Below are 19,798 nucleotides of genomic sequence, written 5' to 3'. Positions count from 1 at the left end.
CATCCATCACACGAACAAAGCGTCGGAGGGGCGCACATTTTAATCTAAAAGTGCATGAGCCGCTCCGCGCCCCTTTATTGCAACTTAGCTGAACATCAGTGCCGTCAACAGGAAATCCAGCCACAACACGGACAAGGACGCGATTACCACGGTACGCGTCGTCGCGCGTGCCACGCCTTCCGGCGTTGGCTGGGCTTCATACCCCTGGTACAAGGCCACGAAGGTTACTGCGAAGCCAAATACGATACTTTTAATCACGCCATTGACGATGTCATTCCAGACATCCACACCGCCCTGCATCTGCGACCAGAAAGCGCCTTCGTCCACGCCTATCAGTTGCACACCGACGATGTAACCACCGAGGATACCAACCGCGCTGAAGATGGCGGCCAGGATAGGCATCGCAATCACACCGGCCCAGAAACGCGGTGCCAGCACCCGCTGCAGCGGGTTCACCGCCATCATTTCCATTGCCGACAATTGCTCACCGGCTTTCATCAGGCCAATTTCAGCTGTCAACGAAGTACCGGCACGTCCGGCAAACAGCAATGCGGTCACCACCGGACCCAGTTCCCGCGTGAGCGACAAGGCAACCAGCAAACCCAGCGCCTGCTCGGAACCGTATTTATTCAGTGTGTAATAGCCCTGCAAACCCAGCACGAAACCGACAAATAACCCGGATACCGCAATCAGCACCAGCGAATAATTGCCGATGAAGTGGATCTGGCTGGTGACCAGGCGAAAACGACGCAGCAAACCACCAGACGCACCGATGATGCCGAAAAAGGTGCGGGTAGCAAAACCGATATTGACTACAAACTCACGAACCAGACGTCCCAGCGTCTCCAGCAACCAAATCATGAACGCGCCCCCAGCCCCAGATCATCGGCCAGCGACTTGCCCGGATAATGGAAAGGCACAGGGCCATCCGGCTCGGCATTGACGAACTGTTTCACATACGGGTCGCTGGAAGCCATCATCTCGGCTGGCGTACCTTGCGCGACGATGGTGCCTTTGGACAGGAAATACACATAGTCGGCAATCGAAAACGATTCGTGCACATCATGCGAAACCAGGATGGTGGTCGAACCGAGCGCATCATTGAGCTTGCGGATCAGGTTGGCCGTCATGCCCATCGAAATCGGATCGAGACCGGCAAACGGCTCGTCATACATAATCAGTTGCGGATCCAGCGCTATCGAACGCGCCAACGCAACGCGTCGCGCCATCCCGCCGGAAATTTCTGAAGGCATCAACTGGGCAGCGTTACGCAGGCCGACAGTGTGCAACTTCATCAACACCAGGTCGCGGATTAACTCCTCGGATAAGTCTGTATGTTCGCGCAACGGGAAGGCTACGTTCTCGAACACAGAGATATCCGTGAACAAAGCGCCATGCTGGAACAGCATGCCCATCTTGCGACGCAATTTATACAAAGCCTTGGTATCGAGCTGATGCACCACCTGCCCGTCTACCGCAACATGCCCGGCTTGTGGGCTTAACTGCCCGCCTATCAGGCGTAAAACCGTGGTTTTACCTGAGCCGGAGCCACCCATGACGGCAATTACTTTGCCACGTGGGAAGTCCATGTTGAGCTCCGACAGTATCGGACGCTCACCATAACCAAAATGGAGATCGCGGATTTCTACAAGATTAGGCACTAGGGGGAGTATTTCTTTTGCAATGTCATAATTGTAGTGCAGAAAACGAAATCTCTCCCAAGGCCATTTCTTTTGAGCAGCTTACATACGCCAAACGTTGTAAAAAAACCCACCGGTCTTGCGACTCGGTGGGTTTTCTGTACATAAACATTCTTTAGCGTGGCAGTACCGATTCGCCCATCAGGAACGCGTCAACTTCACGCGCGCACTGGCGGCCTTCTCTTATTGCCCAGACCACCAGCGACTGACCACGGCGCATGTCGCCAGCTGCAAACACTTTTTCGACCGAAGTACGGTAGCAGCCTTCACCATCGGTAGTCGCCTTGGCGTTACCACGTGCATCCTTGTCGACACCGAAGGCGTCCAGCACTTGCTGTACTGGCGAAACAAAGCCCATGGCCAGCAGCACCAGGTCGGCTTTCATTTCGAATTCCGAGTTCGGTACTTCCTGCATGCGGCCGTCTTTCCACTCAACGCGGGCAGCGATCAGTTTCTCGACTTTGCCGTTTTTGCCTTCCAGGCGCTTGGTTGCAACCGCCCAGTCACGCTCGCAGCCTTCTTCGTGCGACGAAGATGTGCGCAGCTTGGTTGGCCAGTAAGGCCAGACCAGCGGCTTGTTTTCTTCTTCCGGTGGCTGTGGCAACAATTCGAACTGAGCGACCGATGCTGCGCCGTGACGGTTCGAAGTACCTACGCAATCGGAACCAGTATCACCGCCACCGATCACAACCACGTGCTTGCCGGTTGCCATCAATTGGTCTTTGACTTTGTCGCCAGCGTTGACCTTGTTTTGCAATGGCAGGAATTCCATCGCAAAATGCACGCCCTTCAATTCACGGCCTGGTACAGGCAGATCGCGCGGCTGTTCTGCACCGCCAGCGATGATGACTGCATCGAAGTCTTTATTGATTTGCTCTGGCGAGATGGTTTCTTTTGCCCAGTTGATGATGTTCGCAGGGAAATCCTTACCAACCAGCACGCCGGTGCGGAAGGTCACGCCTTCTGCTTCCATTTGCTTGACGCGCAAATCGATGTGGTTTTTCTCCATCTTGAAGTCAGGGATGCCATAACGCAGCAAACCACCGACGCGATCATTCTTTTCAAATACGGTGACATCGTGACCGACGCGCGCCAATTGCTGCGCTGCTGCCATACCGGCAGGACCGGAGCCAACTACCGCGATTTTTTTACCGGTTTTGACGCTAGGCACTTGTGGCACGACCCAGCCGTTATCCCAGCCCTTGTCGATGATGAAGTGTTCAATCGATTTGATACCGACCGGATCTTCATTGATACCCAGTGTGCATGCGGATTCGCATGGTGCCGGGCAGATACGACCGGTGAATTCAGGGAAGTTGTTTGTTGAGTGCAGGGTATCCAGCGCTTGCTTGTATGCGCCGCTGTACACCAGGTCATTCCAGTCAGGAATGATATTGTTGACCGGGCAGCCGTTATTGCAAAACGGAATACCGCAATCCATGCAGCGTGCTGCCTGTACTTTTGAATCTGCATCGCTCAGATGCATGGTGAATTCTTTGTAATGCGCGGTACGTTTTTTCGGCTCCTCGCTTGCTTCCCGCAAACGCTGGAATTCCATAAAACCGGTAATCTTTCCCATGTTTCTCTCGCCTTCTAAACCATTCGTTTCGGCCCGATCATCCAGTGACCGGGCCATGACATCGTTTGTGAACAGTGCTGCTTACAGCCTTATCAGCAACTGTTAAACCGCAACCTTGGTTGACACGGACTGCTCAGCTTTGGCTGCATGCATCTCGGCCAATGCGCGTTTGTATTCCGACGGGAATACCTTAACGAACTTGCTGCGCGCGGTGCTCCACTCATCCAGCAGTGCACGTGCACGTGTGCTACCGGTGTATTTGAAGTGACGCTCGATCAAACCTTTGAGGATAGCTTCATCGGTTTGCGCATCTGCGCCGCGTACATGGCTATGCCAGGAAGCGTGTTCAGCCTTGTTTTCCTGTTCAGACGCCGATTCCACAGGATGCAGGGCAACCATCGCCATGTTGCACTTGCTGGCGAAATCACCTTTCGGATCGTAGACATACGCGATACCGCCCGACATACCGGCAGCAAAGTTACGTCCGGTATCACCCAGCACAACCACGGTGCCGCCTGTCATGTATTCACAACCGTGATCACCGGTACCTTCGACCACTGCAATCGCGCCCGAGTTACGTACCGCGAAACGCTCGCCGGCGACGCCGTTGAAGAACGCTTCACCGGCAACCGCACCGTACAGCAAGGTGTTGCCGCTGATGATGTTCTCTACTGCGCGACCGCGGAATTCGGTGTTAGGACGCACGATGATGCGACCACCCGACAAACCTTTGCCGACGTAATCGTTACCTTCGCCCACCAGGTCCAGCGTAATGCCGTGTGCCAGGAACGCGCCAGCCGATTGGCCTGCAGTACCTTGCAACTGAATGTGGATGGTGTCGTCAGGCAAACCTTCATGGCCGTATTTCTTCGCGACCTGACCGGATAACATCGCACCAACGGTACGGTTGACGTTTTTGATGGTCGAGATGAACGAGACTTTTTCACCGTTTTCGATCGCTGCCTTGGCTTGTGCGATCAGCTTGTTATCCAGTGCTTTTTCCAGCGCGTGATCCTGACCTTCAACGTGGTAGCGAGCAACGCCTTCCGCGACTGCAGGTTGATAGAACATGCGGCTGAAATCCAGGCCCTTGGCTTTCCAGTGCGAGATAGCTTTCGATTTGTCGAGCAGGTCGGCACGGCCGATCAGCTCGTCAAATGTACGGATACCCAGTTGCGCCATGATTTGACGTGCTTCTTCTGCGATGAAGAAGAAGTAGTTAACCACGTGCTCTGGCTTGCCGGAGAACTTGGCACGCAAGACCGGATCTTGTGTCGCCACGCCGACCGGGCAGGTGTTCAGATGGCACTTACGCATCATGATGCAACCTTCGACCACCAGTGGTGCAGTCGAGAAGCCCATTTCATCTGCGCCCAGCAAAGCAGCGATGACGACGTCACGGCCGGTTTTCATCTGACCGTCAGCCTGTACGCGGATACGTGTACGCAAGCCGTTCAGGATCAGGGTCTGCTGTGTTTCAGCCAGACCCAGTTCCCATGGCGAACCAGCGAATTTCACCGACGACAATGGCGATGCGCCGGTGCCGCCGTCATGGCCTGCGATCACAACGTGATCAGCCTTCGCTTTAGCCACACCTGTAGCAACTGTACCGACGCCGACTTCCGCTACCAGCTTGACCGAGATCGAAGCGCTAGGATTGACGTTTTTCAGGTCATGGATCAGCTGCGCCAGATCTTCGATCGAGTAAATATCGTGATGCGGTGGCGGCGAGATCAAACCTACGCCAGGTACCGAGAAACGCAGACGTGCGATGTACTCGGATACTTTGTGACCTGGCAATTGACCGCCTTCACCTGGTTTCGCACCTTGCGCCATCTTGATCTGGATTTGCTCAGCCGAAGTCAGGTACTCGGTGGTGACACCGAAACGACCCGAAGCAACTTGCTTGATCTTCGAGCGCAGCGAATCGCCAGGCATCAAAGGCATGTCGACTTCAACCACGTCTTTACCGATAACCGACGACAGGGTCGAACCATCCTTGATAGGAATACCGCGCAGCTCCGAACGATAACGCTTGGTATCTTCGCCGCCTTCACCGGTGTTCGATTTACCGCCGATACGGTTCATCGCAATCGCGAGGGTTGCGTGCGCTTCGGTCGAGATCGAACCCAGCGACATTGCGCCGGTAGCAAAGCGTTTGACGATTTCCTTGGCTGGCTCAACTTCATCCAGTGGAATCGCGCTGGCTGGATCGAATTTGAATTCGAACAAGCCACGCAGTGTCATGTGACGCTTCGACTGATCGTTGATGATCTGTGCGTATTCTTTATAGGTGCTGAAGTTGTTGGCACGGGTCGAATGCTGCAATTTGGCAATCGCATCCGGGGTCCACATGTGCTCTTCACCGCGGGTACGGTATGCATATTCACCACCAGCGTCCAGCGCATGTGCCAGCACTGGGTCAGCGCTGAATGCTGCACGGTGCAGGCGCAACGCTTCCTCCGCCACTTCAAATACGCCGATACCTTCTACGTTGGACGAAGTGCCTTTGAAGTATTTTTCGATCAGCGATTTGTTGAGGCCGATGGCTTCAAAAATCTGCGCGCCGCAGTAGGACATATAGGTAGAGATACCCATTTTCGACATGACTTTCATCAAGCCTTTGCCGACTGCTTTCTGGAAGTTGGCGATCGCTTTTTCTGGCGACAAGTCACCTGGCAAGCCTTTCGCCATTTCGCTGACGGTATCCATCGCGAGGTACGGATGAATTGCTTCTGCACCGTAACCTGCGAGCAGCGCGAAGTGATGTGTCTCACGTGCCGAACCGGTTTCCACTACCAGACCGGTCGAGGTACGCATACCTTTGCTGACCAGGTGCAAGTGGATCGCCGAAGTTGCCAGCAGCGCTGGAATCGCGACGTGGTTTTCATCGATCTTGCGATCGGAGATGATCAGGATGTTGTGGCCGGATTGAACTGCATCGACTGCCTGCGCGCACAGCGAAGCCAGGCGCGCTTCGATGCCCTCCTTGCCCCATGCGGTCGGGTAGCAAATGTTCAGCTCATGCGATTTGAACTTGCCGCCGGTGTGTGCGCCGATGTTGCGCAACTTGGCGATATCCGCATAGTCGATCACCGGCTGCGACACTTCCAGACGCATAGGCGGGTTGATGTTGTTGGTGTCGAGCAGGTTAGGCTTAGGACCAATGAACGACACCAGCGACATCACCATTGCTTCGCGGATCGGATCAATAGGCGGGTTGGTGACTTGCGCAAACAACTGACGGAAGTAGTTGTACAGGGTCTTGTCTTTGTTCGACATGACAGCCAGCGGCGAGTCGTTACCCATGGAACCGGTTGCTTCTTCAGCGGTGGTTGCCATAGGCGACATCAGGAATTTCAAATCTTCCTGGGTGTAGCCGAATGCTTGTTGCAGGTCGAGCAAGGCGGTTGCCGGTTTGGCTTCCGCTGCTTCCTTGTTCAGTTCATTCAGTTTGATACGTACCGACTCAATCCATTGTTTGTATGGTTTGGCGTTAGCGTAGGTATCTTTCAGTTCTTTATCGTCGATGATGCGGCCTGCATCCAGATCGATCAGGAACATTTTGCCTGGTTGCAGGCGCCATTTCTGGATGATCTTCGATTCAGGGATAGGCAGGACACCGGATTCCGACGCCATTACGACCAGGTCGTCGTCGGTCACGATGTAACGTGCTGGACGCAAACCGTTGCGATCCAAGGTACCGCCGATATGGCGACCATCGGTAAATGCCATTGCTGCCGGGCCATCCCATGGCTCCATCATGGCAGCGTGGTATTCGTAGAACGCGCGACGGTTGTCATCCATGGTGGTGTGGTTTTCCCACGCTTCCGGAATCATCATCATCATCGCTTGTGCGATCGGGTAACCAGCCATGACCAGCAGTTCGAGCGCGTTGTCGAAGCATGCGGTATCCGACTGACCTTCATAGATCAGCGGGAACAGTTTTTTCAGGTCGTCGCCCAGCACAGCCGACTTCATCACGCCTTCGCGTGCGCGCATCCAGTTGAAGTTACCTTTAACTGTGTTGATCTCACCGTTGTGCGCCAGCAGGCGGTACGGGTGAGCCAGCGGCCATTCAGGGAAGGTGTTTGTCGAGAAACGTTGGTGCACCAGCGCCAGTGCGGAGACGCAGCGTGGATCTTGCAAGTCTTTATAGTATTCACCGACTTGGTCAGCCAGCAGCAAGCCTTTGTAGACCACGGTACGTGCCGACATCGATGGCACGAAGAATTCCTGGCCGTGCAACAAGCGCAGTGCCTGGATCGCGTGCCCCGAAGCCTTGCGGATGACATACAGTTTGCGCTCGAGTGCATCGGTCACCATGATGTCCTGGCCGCGACCGATGAAAATCTGGCGGATCACAGGCTCTTTGTCGCGTACGGTAGGCGACATCGGCATTTCTTTGTCGACCAGCACATCGCGCCAGCCCAGCACGACCTGGCCTTCAGCCAGAACCGAGCGTTCCAATTCTTGTTCGCAAGCGATGCGGGAAGCGTTTTCCTTAGGCAGGAAAACCATACCAACGCCGTATTCCCCTGCTGGTGGCAGGGTTACGCCTTGCTTGGCCATTTCTTCGCGGTAGTACTGGTCCGGGATCTGAATCAGGATACCGGCACCGTCGCCCATCAGCTTGTCGGCACCGACAGCGCCGCGATGGTCGATATTTTTGAGGATGAGCAAACCTTGCTCAACAATAGAATGGCTCTTCTTGCCTTTGATGTGGGCGACAAAACCTACGCCACAAGCATCATGTTCATTAGCCGGATCGTACAAACCTTGCGCATGCATAGCCTTCTCCACTACTTTTCAATGAGCCTGAAGGATAGTGCAGAGCAATCTCAATTTCAACCTCAACAAATAGGGTCAGTGTCAATTAAATTTTCCCTACTTCGGAGTCAAATTTTAAATGGGGACAGAGTAATTCATTTTTGCACCAAAATGGTTCAACAGCGTGATGAAATCAGGAGCTTTTGGTGCCGACCTCCACGCTCTGGCGCGACGGCCTGCCCCGCTTTACTTGCCTAATCCGGCGTTGAGTTTGTTTCTCTAATGACAATTTATACTGCTCACTGCCCAAAGCCCAACCCTTCAAAGTGGCATCGCTGACCGCCGCCACCTCGTCCGCACTCAAGCCCTGCTCTATCAATGCCTTGTATGCCGCCTCGCGCTCAAACGGTGTGTTGCCTAAAGCCCAATACAAGGGATGATCAGTGATGACAGGATCGGATTTCAGCCCGATGTGGTGCGGATAACTGGACCAAGGGTAATCACCGGCCGCGGCGACCAAGCCACCACGCACCGGATTGGTTTCTATATAACGGCAGCAAGTCATCAGGTAACGCTCGGCGTCGACCACCGTGGCCTTGTAGCGTCCTTGCCACAGCGTGCCGCTGCGCTCGTATTTACGGTTGTAGTAAGGGACGTAGTAGCGCCCCAGCCATTGCATCATGCGCGACATGCCGTCCTGGTCGCTGGGCGTTGCCAGCAAATGCAGGTGGTCCGGCATGAGCACATAAGCATGGATGGCGACCTTGAATTGCTTGGCCGCTTCACGCAGGCGCGCCAGGAATTCGACGTAATCGGCGGTTTCGCGAAACACCAGTTGATGGTCGTTGCCGCGCTGGATGATGTGATGGGGCTGGTTGGGAACAACCAGCCGGGGAAGTCGGGCCATGGCTTTGCACCTGAGTTGATTTACTGCATATTAAATCAACTCTGACCCCAATTACGATATTTCTGTCGCAAGCCCGGTACCGGCCCGCATTAACGCATGGTACGGGTCCAGGCTGGCTCGTCGTTTTTATTGCGGTAGCCGATGGCTTTCACCACCAGCGCACGCAATTCATCCAGCAAGACTACTTCCTGCTGCGAAATCTTCGCCGGGGGCAGTTCGGCATCCCAATCGCCATACATAAAGCCGACCGGATGGAAATTCAGCATCAAGGGCAGGATGACGAAGCTGCGCGCTGTCGACAATTCGTCGCGCCACCAGCGTGGCAGCTTGCTGAGGAAGCCAGGTGCTTGCGCATCTTCGACAAAAATCATTTTGTCGTTGGCCAATGCAGCGTGAAATACATCCGGCTGGTAAGCATCCTTGAAATGCAGGCGCGCCAGCATTTCTTCGGTACATTCGCCGAAGCACATACGCGCTACATATTGGCCCTCATCGTGGTTACGCAGGAAGGCTACCGCGCGCGTCAGGCCCAGACCCTGATACACCGTTTCCAGCGCCACGGTCATGACCTGGCCGGTACTGGCAGTCGCTACTTCGTCGTGCATATCGCCGACGCCACGCTTGAGGATATTGATCGAATCCACCGGCTTACCCAGCGGCAGGGACATTTGTGCTTCCGGCTCATTGGCCTGCTTACCCTGGTGCGCCAGGGTTTCATCTTCCGAAGCCTTTTGCGCGGCATCCACGGCAGACAACACGACTGCCGAATCCAGGCCCAGCATTTCTGCGTAGTTTTCGGCGATCTCAGCCAAATCAACTTCAGCCGATGCCGCATCGTCTTCACACAGGACACCGGCACAACGGGTCGACATGGTCGAAACCGCGGCCAGCCATTCCGAATGTTCCAGCGGTTCGTGGCTGGCGTCGGCGTCGATGCGCGGCGGCATTTCCTTCAGGCTCGCCACCAGGCCGCTAGGCAAACCCCAACGCTTACCAATCAGGCGACCGATTTCATCCAGCTCCAGCCCGAGCACATCACGGGCAGCTTCGTTTTCCGAGATATCGTTGCTAATCGCACGCTCCTGCACTTCTGCCCATTGCTCAGGCAGATAGAAGGACACCATCAGGCGACCCAGCGAGTGCAGTATGGAACATACGACCACTTCTTCGGTATCCCGGCGCGTCGTTGACGATGCAACCTGACGCGCGATCTGCCCAGCCATCACCGCCCGTTCCATTTCGCTGCGTGTATCGGAGCTGCCGAGCGAAGCCGCCGACAAACCGTCGATCAGCTTCAGGCCCAATGCCAGATGACCTATGGTTTCGGTGCCGAGCACGATCACTGCCTTGGAAACGGTATTGATACTTTGGCCGAAGGCTGAATACATTGCGCTATTGGCCAGGCGCAGCACGCGCTGCGTCAATGTCGGATCGGACAAGACTGTCCGCGTCATGTTGAACTCTCTATCGTCTTCGCCTTGCATGGCCCCGACAATAGCGGTCACTACTTTGGAAAATCCGGGCAAGTCACCGCGTTGGCGGACGCGTGTCCACAGCAAGTCCAGTGTTCTTTCTGGACTGATAGCGGGGCTGATTTGGTTCGTCATGAATCGATGTCTTTGGACTTGGCGAGTTAATTTTGCAGAGCCAAGGCATCTGCTTTCAGTATATCGATCAGTGCATCCGGCAATAATGGGAAGCCGGTGTGAAAGCCCTGTATCAGTGAACAACCCTGTGCAGATAAAAATTCCATTTGCCGTTCGTTCTCCACCCCTTCCGCCACCGTCATCAGGCTAAGGTGATTGGCCAGGCTGAGAACCACGTTACAAATCGCCGCATCCTTGATGGAGTCGGGCAAGTCCTTGATGAAGGTACGGTCTATCTTGAGTGCAGCGATCGGGAAGCGTTTGAGATAAACCAGCGACGAATAACCGGTACCAAAATCATCAATCGCGATACGCACACCACGTGCCGTAATTTTGGCAAGCAAGGTTTCCGCATGCTCCGGATCCGACATCAGGATGCCCTCGGTAATTTCCAGCATCAACTGATCGCCTTCCAGGTCCGACAACTTGAGCGCATCATCCATCATGCTGATGAATTGATCACTGCGGAACTGGCGTGGGCTGACGTTCACGGAGACATATAACTTGCGTCCAGCGGCTTCTTCAAACCGTTTCAATTGCACGCATGCGGACTTCAGCGCCCATGCACCGAGCAAATTGATGAGACCGTTATTTTCCGCCATCGGGATGAATTGATTCGGCGGCACCAGGCCGATATCAGGCCGCATCCAGCGCATCAATGCTTCAAAGCCCATAATCTGGCGCGTATGTGCATCCACGATAGGCTTGTAGTGCAACAGGAACTCGCCATTGCGCACCGCTTCAAACATCGCGGCTTCCATCGTCACATCGTGTTCCACCTGGTTGAAGCTCAGATGGTTATAAATAATGCAGCGCGCTTTACCGGTTTCCTTCGCGCGGTACATCGCGCTATCGGCATGCGCCAGCAATTTGACATCGGTCTCGCCGTGCGCCGGGTAAATCGCCACGCCGATCGAGGTGCTGACATAGAGTGCATTGCCATCGATTTCAAATGGCAACTGAATGGCGGCGATCATTCTGCGCGCCACATTGTGTATTTCCACTTCGTCGACTGCGCCGTGCAGTACGGCGACAAATTCGTCACCACCAACACGTGCCAGTGTGTCGACATCGCGCAAGGTTTCGCGCAGACGCGCCGCCGCCACGCGCAATAAGGCATCGCCGACCGGATGGCCGAGCGCATCATTGACCTTCTTGAAACCATCGAGGTCCAGCGCCACCACTGCAAAGCCGCGATCAGTGCGACGCGACTGTGCGATCGCCATGCGCAAACGGTCTGCCAGTAAAGAGCGATTCGGCAAACCGGTTAATTCGTCATGTGTCGCCATATGACGCAAGCGCTCTTCCGTCGCTTGCTGCCCGGAGATATCGTGACCGACCACCAGCACTGCAGCTTCGGCGTCGTCATCGTAGGCAATCATTTGGAGTTCATACCAGCGCAGCACTGCGCGGGTCGCCATCTGCACGCTCACGCGTGTTACTTCGCGCGAAGCGATGGCTTGCCTCAGGGCCGCTTCAATTGCATGTCGGTCCGATAAACGCACCAGTTCGAACAACTTCATCCCCGCCAATGGCGAGCCGTGACCGATCAAAGCGTCAGTACGCTTGCTGACGTGGAGTATCTCTCCGCGTGTATTAAGTCGCAGCACTAGCTCCCCAGCTATTTCCATCAGACTGGATAGCTGGTTATCGGATGAATCGTTACGCTTTAGGGACATGCTTAAACGGCTAGAGTATTAATGGGCCGAGACTGGTTTTCTTTAGAAAACCGCCTCAGTTATTTTTGTAACAATGCAATTTTCAACTCCACACTGACAAAATGTAAATTTTCTGCGTGGAAATGTAAAAACATCAAAACGTAACTCTCAAATCTTAATGCAGCGAAAACGAAAAGAATAGAAAAGATTGCAGCAAAAAAACAAAAATGTGCATTTAGTGATTTTTCGTAAATACTGTGCTTTTTATGCGTCAACAAAGGCCCTGAAGGCAATGCACGTTATACCCAGAACCCGTTGTTTTTAGCGCTTTTGCCATGCTTTACCACCACGATAACAACTACCACCAGAACAGCCGCCCGACAGATCCATTAGCTTGCAAACAACACTTATGGCGCTAAAGACTGTTTTGACCTGGTTTACGCCTACAATTGTTTAGAAAAAATCATGTCAATCCTCGTTTAACGCCTGAAAACGCTCGGCCAAATAGTCGATCAGCGCCCGTACCGACGGCAATACGCCACGTCGTGACGGGAATACCGCATGCACGATTTCACGCCGTGGCGCCCAATCCGGCAACAAACTCAGCAAGCTACCGTCCGCCAATTGCTCCCGTATCATCATGCGCGGCAACTGCACGATACCGACGCCGGCCACCGCGGCATCGCGCAAAGCCATCATGTCGCCAGTCACAAACCGCGGATGGTGATGCAAGGACACATGTGCACCGTCAGGCCCGAATAAATTCCACACATGCGTCTGCTGCGGCGAACCCAGCGCCAGGCTGGGCCAGTCTGCGATATCGGCCGGGGATACAGGCCGCTCCTGCTTATTAAATAAAGCAGGGCTACCAACCAGGCACTGCCCGCGATCAGACAGCACCCGCATCACCAAATCACTATCCTGTATCGGCGGCGGCCGCACCCGGATCGCGACATCCATGGCTTCCGCCACCACATCGACACGCCTGTTGGTCGCCTCCAGATGCACAGTCACATGCGGATTCAAAGCCATGAAATCAGCCAGCATGCTGCTGACATGGGCGTGCAACAAAGTAATCGGACAGGACAGGCGCACCACGCCGCGCGGCTCTGCGCGCGTCACATCGATCACATCCTGCGCCGCCTCTGCCTCGACTAGCATCGCCTTGCAGTGTTCGTAATAGGTTTGCCCGATCTCAGTCACCGAAAACTGCCGCGTCGTACGCTGGATCAGGCGCACGCCCAGTCGCTCTTCCAATAGCGCGATGCGGCGACTCAGCTTGGACTTCGGGATGCCCAAGGCACGCCCGGCCGGCGCGAAGCCGCCGTGATCGACCACCTGGACGAAGAAATAAAGGTCGTTCAAATCCTGCATTTGCACTCCATCGTTCACCAAATAGGACACTCATGCCTGATTTTACTGCCTACTCAAGCCATCGTCCCTGCACTATCCTTAATCCAGTTAAATAATCTCGCACCCGAAAGGAAACAATCATGAAAAACATCATTGGCGTCTACAGCGCTCCTCGCCCACACTGGGTCGGCGACGGCTTTCCTGTGCGCTCCATGTTTTCGTATCAAAGCCACGGCAAACAACTCAGCCCTTTCCTGCTGCTGGACTACGCAGGCCCAGCTGAATTCAGCCCGGCACAACGTCCGCCTGGCGTCGGCTCCCATCCGCACCGCGGTTTTGAAACAGTCACCATCGTCTACAAAGGCGAGGTCGAGCATCGTGACTCAACTGGCCAGGGCGGTGTAATCGGTCCCGGCGATGTGCAATGGATGACCGCTGGTTCTGGCATCCTGCATGAAGAGTTCCACTCCGAAGCCTTCACGCGTTCCGGCGGCGCGCTGGAAATGGTGCAGCTCTGGGTCAACCTGCCAGCCAAGGACAAAATGACGGCACCTGGCTATCAGGCCATCGTCGACCGCGACATTCCAGCGGTGGCGATGCCGGACGGTGCAGGCACGGTGCGCGTGATTGCGGGTGAGTATCAGGGCCACGCTGGACCGGCGCACACCTTCACGCCTATGCATGTATTGGATGTGCGGCTGAATCAGGGCAGCATCAGTGAATTGCCGGTGCCTGAAGGCTGGAATGCAGCCCTCATCGTGTTGCGCGGTACGGTCTCGGTGAATGGCGATGCAATTGCACGCGATGCGCAAATGGTCTTGCTCGATCGTGCAGGCAGTGGCGTCACGATAGAAGCCAACAACGATGCCGTTGTACTGTTGATCAGTGGCGAACCTATCGATGAAGCTATCGTTGGTCATGGTCCGTTTGTCATGAATACCCATGAAGAAATCGTGCAGGCAATCGACGATTTCAACAGTGGCCGCTTTGCGCAAATCCCGGCGCGTGCCGAATAAAGGCAGTTGAACACGCAACATCCAAAAGCCATGTCGCTTAACGCGGCATGGCTTTTTTCTTCAGGGCTCGACCTCACCCGGCTCGGGATCACCGTCTATGATCTGGAACTTGCGCATTTTTTCCCACAAGACCTTGCGACTCATTTTCAAATGATTCGCCGTATCCTGCCTGCGCCAGTTATGCGCATCCAGCGCTTCAATAATGCGATTGCGATCAGCCGCGTCCCACTTCTTGCGGGCGCCGCCCTGCTCTTCGTGATCACACTCCACCTTCAAGTCCTGCAAAGCATGGAACACGCGATCTATCGCACCTTTATCCCAGTCACCGAGCTGCCGGTGAATAATCGTGATGCGCTCGGCAATATTGCGCAGCTCGCGCACATTGCCACGGAAGCGCGTATGCGCCACCATGCGCAATAACCAGTCAGGGACTTCCGGCAATGGTGCAGAGTCGCGCGCTGCGTTCTTGAATATCTGATTCACGATACCGCTGAAAATCGCGATCTTATCGACCTCGCCGCGCTCCTCCAGACTGGGAACCCGCAGCTCTATCACCGCCATCCGGTAATACAAATCGGAACGAAACATTTCCTGTTTCACCAGCTCGCGCAAATTACGATTGGTCGCCGCCACCAGACGAAATTCGACATCGACCTCCACCGCGGAACCGAGACGCGTCACCTTGCTCTGTTCCAGCACGCGCAATAGTTTGACCTGTTGATACAAAGGCAGATCGCCGATCTCATCCAGGAACAAAGTGCCGTTATCTGCCTGCTCGAAATAACCTTTGTGCGCCAGCATCGCACCGGTAAACGCACCCTTCGCATGACCAAAGAAATGCGACTCAAACAAACCATCCGGTATCGCACCGCAGTTGACCGCGACGAACGGGCCCTTGCTGTAGCGTTGATGGTTTTCATGCAGCAGGCGCGCAATACGTTCTTTACCAACCCCGGTTTCACCGGCGATCAACACATTCGAATCACAATCAGCAAACGCCACAGTCTCCTTGAGCAAGGTCTTCATCACATCGGATTCGGCGATCAGCGGATCGCGCTCCTGCGCCGACTTCGCTCCACCATGCAGCTCGCCCGCCAGGCCAAACACCAGGCGACGCAATTCGGCGCAAGTGAAATCCAGCATGAGGATGTGGGAATACTCAGGCGGGTAAACACGCGAATCGAAAGCACGCGGCGCTTCCGCGACCCAGATCACGGGCATGCCATGCGCTTTTTGCCAGTCATTGGCATTAAAGCGACCGCCATCTATCATCGTCACTGAAATAATCGCGATCGATGGCGACAGCTTGGGTTGATCCGGCATCAGATCCATATGATCGGCGCGCATCACATCCACCTCGGAACTCACCAGGCAGCGGACGATGCGGTCGTAAATATCTGATTTACCTTCCCAAACGTAAATATCGATATTCTCTTGTGGTGCTTTAATTTTTTGCATTGAGTATTTACACAGTTTCCGTCATTCGTTATTCAAGGCACGCACACTCGGCACTTTGCGATATGCATCCATACGTTCCTGCCGACTCGACAGCAAATTGCGTATCTCAACCAGCCGCGCATAAATATTGAAAGCCAGGATCAGCAGTTCACACATCAGACGCCAGAACAATAAAGACAGGACCGTCGCGATCAGGGCCAGCAAGACGCCACCAATCCCGCGCTCCGGCATGGCAAAGGTGGCGAAGAAACCACCGATGCCGGCACTCACGATCACCAACACGCCAACCCAGTAAATTAGCTTGATCAAAAACGGCGCGATGAAATGATCGAAGCCGAGATAGCCGAACCACTTTCCAAACGAAGATTTATTTTTCATGGGCAAGTATCAAGAGTCGAAGTATTGAGATTCGTTATAAGACATTTAGTGAACCAGTCTGGCGGTATCGCCGCCTCCACAATTCAAATCAATCAGAGTGACGTCAACCTGGCCTAACTGAGTTCCAAGCAGCGCTTCAAGTTGAGTTGCCAGAGCCAGACCCAAGGCATCAAGGACGGGCTTGAGCAACTCCGTCACCATGCTCAATATGGTCAGCAAAACTTTGCTGATAGACCCCTGATCTCCAGCCAGTTGGTTCCCGAGTATGCACTGCTGGTTACCCAGACAAAATACCGCCGTTAAAAGATTACCCACGACATTTAACAGGCCATTCGCCAGGGTTCCTACTGTGCTCAATAATCCGGTTACAACGCCACCCAGCAAACCCGCCAAACTGCTATTTGCATTCACACCAGTAGCGAAATTTCTTAAACCCGTGAGCATGGTCTCAACTTTCGCCAACGCGTTATTCAAAACATTTCCCGTCTGACTCACTGCACCCAGCAAGGGACCGGCCAGATCGTTGCTGGTGACACTTCCTTTTCCTTGATTAAAGACAGCGCTAATCAACTTGGCGATGAGTCCACTCATCAGGTTCGATACGGTTGTGCCGAATTGCAGGTCATTTCTGCCTATCGATTTCGTTTGCCCTTTTACAAAATCCTGACTATCCGTGTTTGGCAGCGCATCGACGGTGAAACTTGTATTGACACTTAATTTCCCGTTTAACACGTTCAATAAAGTATGGTTTTGCAGATTGTCACTACAGGTTGAGGTTTTCGAAAAGGCGCTGCTTGAATTGAAATCACCGACACAAAGTTTCAGCAGTGGCGCACTTATCGCAATCGTCGCGACGTCTTTACCATCAACTTTCCTGGTGCACATATCGGTGATAGTGCCTATCCCATTCACGACATCTATCGCCAATGGAATATCTGCCGATAGCAAGTTCGCATTGAGTAAACCAACATTCAAAAGATTACTCTTGGCTTGCGCGAATACCCGGACTTGCGATGTGACGGCAGTCGTTCCGATTCCGCCGATACCAATTGATGGCGGTTCCACAATTCCTATCTTGGTATCTACGCTCACCAACGATGGAAGATTAAGGTTTACTCCGGCGGCAACGGCAGGATGATTGCTATTCGCAAGGACTATTGCCGTGCTCAACAACTCAGCTGATTTGATATTCGCCTCCAGCACCGATTTGCCGTTCGCGAGATCCACTAAGGTCATCAATCCTCGTCCACCCGCATCTGTCAGCAATTTAACGGAACCGGATTGAATACCGAGAGCGTTGATCAGATCGCTTTGTCCACCGACTGTGCTCATTGCGCCCAACAGCTCATTTAACGGGCATACACCACTGGGACACTTGGGTGTTCCTAATGCGATCAGGTTTTTGATCGTTCCGACATCCGCAGTCAAAGGTATATTGAAACCGAGAGCCCCTAACAAGCCCCCAGCCGTTACCTTGGCATTGGCTATACCGTCATATGAAAGCAGGGAAGTCCCCTTGATGTCCACGCCCAAATCCGCCAGCAACTTGGGGACGGTTCCATCCTTGATGCGCAACAGTCTGGACTCTACCGAGAACACGGCAATCGGCGCACCAGCGGTTGCAATCGCCATAGCAGCCACATTGCGATTGGCCCATGACCCAAAGAAACTGTGAAATGAGCGGCTAACCCACACGCGTACCGCAGAGGCCGGAGGATTGCCTGAGGGCGTTACACCACCTGCATATGCCAGGTAATGCGGCGCAGCAGTGATGACAGCCGGATCCCATCTGCCGCAGGTAGAAGCAAATTCGCTGGCGGAAAAAGCCTGAGACACTTGCGCATCCGCATTGGCCTTGGCGACGGTCACCGCCGACGCGCAGGGATTAGGCAAGGTAGATGATCTGGCGAGTTGCTGCGCCCCCGCCAGTGCAGCCAGGTCGGCAACTTTTTGCAGATCACGCTTTTGGTAAAACAGGTAACCAATATCTATCGACGCCAACACGATGATCATGGTTGAAATGCCTATCGCTGCGATAACTGCAATCGATCCACGCTGATTCGACGCCATCATCCTGCGCGGATGGGCGTCCTCCTTCAATGCGCGAGATTGCAGAAAAATGCTCATACATCGCCTATCGACACAAGGTCATTGACTCGTATTACCTTTACTGACAGCCCGTTCAAATGATTCCGGAATTCTGTATTTGAAGCTGTCTTTGTAGCGCTCCCAGCTAATCGAGCTGGTCGCCCCCAGCATGGGAAGCGCCGGACCGGCAGCGCTGCCGTTTACCTGCATAGCCAACAAAGAAGACGTGAGCTCGCCTATCTGCCGCGCAGGTTTTTTCTCCTGAACCATCGGTTCCTGCACCTGAACCGAATCCTGCGCACTACATATCGATGTAAAGCAAGATGACAGCGCAATTGCCAGCAAGATGCCGGGTTTCATTTTCATCAACTCCAAAAGTGATTGGTACATATATCCTCCTCAAGACTTATGCAGAAGAAACTCCTTGCGCATAACTATTCGCTACGCGCGACAACCGCCGGACTCGGCGACAGCAATTGCAGCTGCAGCTGTAATTGCATACCACTGCCACCGGCAACTACCGGCATGGTTCGATTACTGCCCGCCGCATTCGCGGCCAGGGACGCATTCCTGCTTAGGATCTCGTTCTTCTGTTTGAATATTTCAGTCCGCAGATCCGCTGGCATACCAGCTTCTTTCATCAACGATTCCGCTTTAGGTGCATCACCGGAAAGCAAGAAGAACAAGGCGAGATTGCTGATCACTTTACGATTGCCAGGAGCAAGTTCGACCGCTTGCATCAAAGGCACGCGCGCAGCATTGGTGTCACCGGTATTCAACAAGGCATAACTCAAATCGCTCAGGACGATCGCATTAGTCGGATTCAGACGGCTGGATTCACGCAGATTGGCAATCGCCAGCGCGGAATTGCCACGTTGCGCATCAAGCAGGCCCAGGCCATGCCAGGCGGCGGCAGATTCGGGGCCGTTCAGCAGTGCCTTGTATTGTTTTTCCGCTGCAGCATCCTGGCCGGTGGCACGCAAGGCATCCGCATACAAGCGCTGTATTTCAGGCGAAGTGCCATAGGTCTTTTGATAGGAGTCTATGTGCGCAATCGATGCAAAATACAAGGAGCGATCCTGCATCTTTTTGATCATGTCCAGATATACCTGCTTGTTGTGGCGGTTTCAACCGGTGGATGCAACAGATTGATAAAACCGTTGAGCCGGTGTTTCGTAGTTTAAGGTTTTTCTCGGTCGTTCATTGAGTTGTCTGGCAACAGCATTCAATTGAGCCTGCGAGTAA

General features: G+C 54.1%; 14 protein-coding genes and 1 pseudogene. 1 reads left to right on the top strand and 14 read right to left on the bottom strand.

Annotation, left to right across the window (positions count from 1 at the left end; translation table 11 throughout):
- Positions 1–84: 84 nt before the first annotated feature.
- The 8 genes from mlaE to IXC47_RS12430 all read right to left on the bottom strand — a co-directional run bounded on the left by mlaE (position 85) and on the right by IXC47_RS12430 (position 13,634).
- Positions 85–861, bottom strand: coding sequence for a lipid asymmetry maintenance ABC transporter permease subunit MlaE (mlaE, locus tag IXC47_RS12465; RefSeq protein ID WP_175624733.1), 777 nt, complete (start codon positions 859–861; stop codon positions 85–87).
- Positions 858–1,661, bottom strand: coding sequence for an ABC transporter ATP-binding protein (locus tag IXC47_RS12460; protein WP_175624732.1), 804 nt, complete (start codon positions 1,659–1,661; stop codon positions 858–860). The genes mlaE and IXC47_RS12460 overlap by 4 nt, the downstream gene beginning before the upstream one ends.
- A 154-nt stretch (positions 1,662–1,815) precedes the next feature.
- The gene (locus IXC47_RS12455) at positions 1,816–3,279 is read right to left on the bottom strand and encodes a glutamate synthase subunit beta (RefSeq protein WP_195875836.1); all 1,464 of its coding nucleotides are present in this window, start codon (positions 3,277–3,279) and stop codon (positions 1,816–1,818) included.
- Between the two features lie 102 nt (positions 3,280–3,381).
- The gene (locus tag IXC47_RS12450; RefSeq protein ID WP_175624730.1) at positions 3,382–8,070 is read right to left on the bottom strand and encodes a glutamate synthase-related protein; all 4,689 of its coding nucleotides are present in this window, start codon (positions 8,068–8,070) and stop codon (positions 3,382–3,384) included.
- Positions 8,071–8,242: 172 nt separating this feature from the next.
- Positions 8,243–8,956 (bottom strand): REP-associated tyrosine transposase, encoded by a 714-nt coding sequence (locus tag IXC47_RS12445; protein WP_175624729.1) that lies wholly within the window; start codon positions 8,954–8,956, stop codon positions 8,243–8,245.
- An 89-nt stretch (positions 8,957–9,045) separates the two neighbouring features.
- Positions 9,046–10,563, bottom strand: coding sequence for an HDOD domain-containing protein (locus tag IXC47_RS12440; protein ID WP_175624728.1), 1,518 nt, complete (start codon positions 10,561–10,563; stop codon positions 9,046–9,048).
- A 26-nt stretch (positions 10,564–10,589) separates the two neighbouring features.
- Positions 10,590–12,281 carry a putative bifunctional diguanylate cyclase/phosphodiesterase gene (locus IXC47_RS12435; protein ID WP_230089539.1) on the bottom strand — a complete coding sequence of 564 codons (1,692 nt, stop codon included), beginning with the start codon at positions 12,279–12,281 and terminating at the stop codon, positions 10,590–10,592.
- A 447-nt stretch (positions 12,282–12,728) separates the two neighbouring features.
- Positions 12,729–13,634, bottom strand: coding sequence for a LysR family transcriptional regulator (locus IXC47_RS12430; RefSeq protein WP_195875835.1), 906 nt, complete (start codon positions 13,632–13,634; stop codon positions 12,729–12,731).
- 119 nt (positions 13,635–13,753) lie between these two features.
- Here IXC47_RS12430 and IXC47_RS12425 point away from each other — a divergent pair, with 119 nt between their 5' ends.
- The gene (locus IXC47_RS12425) at positions 13,754–14,629 is read left to right on the top strand and encodes a pirin family protein (RefSeq protein ID WP_195875834.1); all 876 of its coding nucleotides are present in this window, start codon (positions 13,754–13,756) and stop codon (positions 14,627–14,629) included.
- A 60-nt stretch (positions 14,630–14,689) separates the two neighbouring features.
- On the opposite strand, the gene IXC47_RS12420 is transcribed toward IXC47_RS12425, so the two are convergent.
- The 6 genes and pseudogenes from IXC47_RS12420 to IXC47_RS12395 form a co-directional block, all read right to left on the bottom strand.
- The gene (locus IXC47_RS12420) at positions 14,690–16,087 is read right to left on the bottom strand and encodes a sigma 54-interacting transcriptional regulator (RefSeq protein WP_195875833.1); all 1,398 of its coding nucleotides are present in this window, start codon (positions 16,085–16,087) and stop codon (positions 14,690–14,692) included.
- Between the two features lie 21 nt (positions 16,088–16,108).
- Complete coding sequence (locus IXC47_RS12415) at positions 16,109–16,465, bottom strand: DUF4282 domain-containing protein (RefSeq protein WP_195875832.1); 357 nt, start codon at positions 16,463–16,465, stop codon at positions 16,109–16,111.
- A 45-nt stretch (positions 16,466–16,510) separates the two neighbouring features.
- Positions 16,511–18,592 (bottom strand): pilus assembly protein TadG-related protein, encoded by a 2,082-nt coding sequence (locus tag IXC47_RS12410; RefSeq protein ID WP_195875831.1) that lies wholly within the window; start codon positions 18,590–18,592, stop codon positions 16,511–16,513.
- Positions 18,593–18,613: 21 nt separating this feature from the next.
- Positions 18,614–18,943: a DUF3613 domain-containing protein gene (locus IXC47_RS12405; RefSeq protein WP_195875830.1), complete on the bottom strand. Its 330-nt coding sequence runs from the start codon at positions 18,941–18,943 to the stop codon at positions 18,614–18,616.
- 44 nt (positions 18,944–18,987) lie between these two features.
- Positions 18,988–19,650, bottom strand: a complete 663-nt coding sequence (locus IXC47_RS12400; RefSeq protein WP_195875829.1) for a tetratricopeptide repeat protein — start codon at positions 19,648–19,650, stop codon at positions 18,988–18,990.
- A gap of 30 nt (positions 19,651–19,680) precedes the next feature.
- Positions 19,681–19,798 (bottom strand): annotated as a pseudogene (locus IXC47_RS12395) (IS30 family transposase); the annotation flags it as partial.

The sequence above is a fragment of the Herminiimonas contaminans genome, from assembly GCF_015645465.1.
Classification (GTDB): Bacteria; Pseudomonadota; Gammaproteobacteria; order Burkholderiales; family Burkholderiaceae_D; genus Oxalicibacterium; species Oxalicibacterium contaminans.
This window is presented reverse-complemented; position numbering and strand designations above follow the sequence as displayed.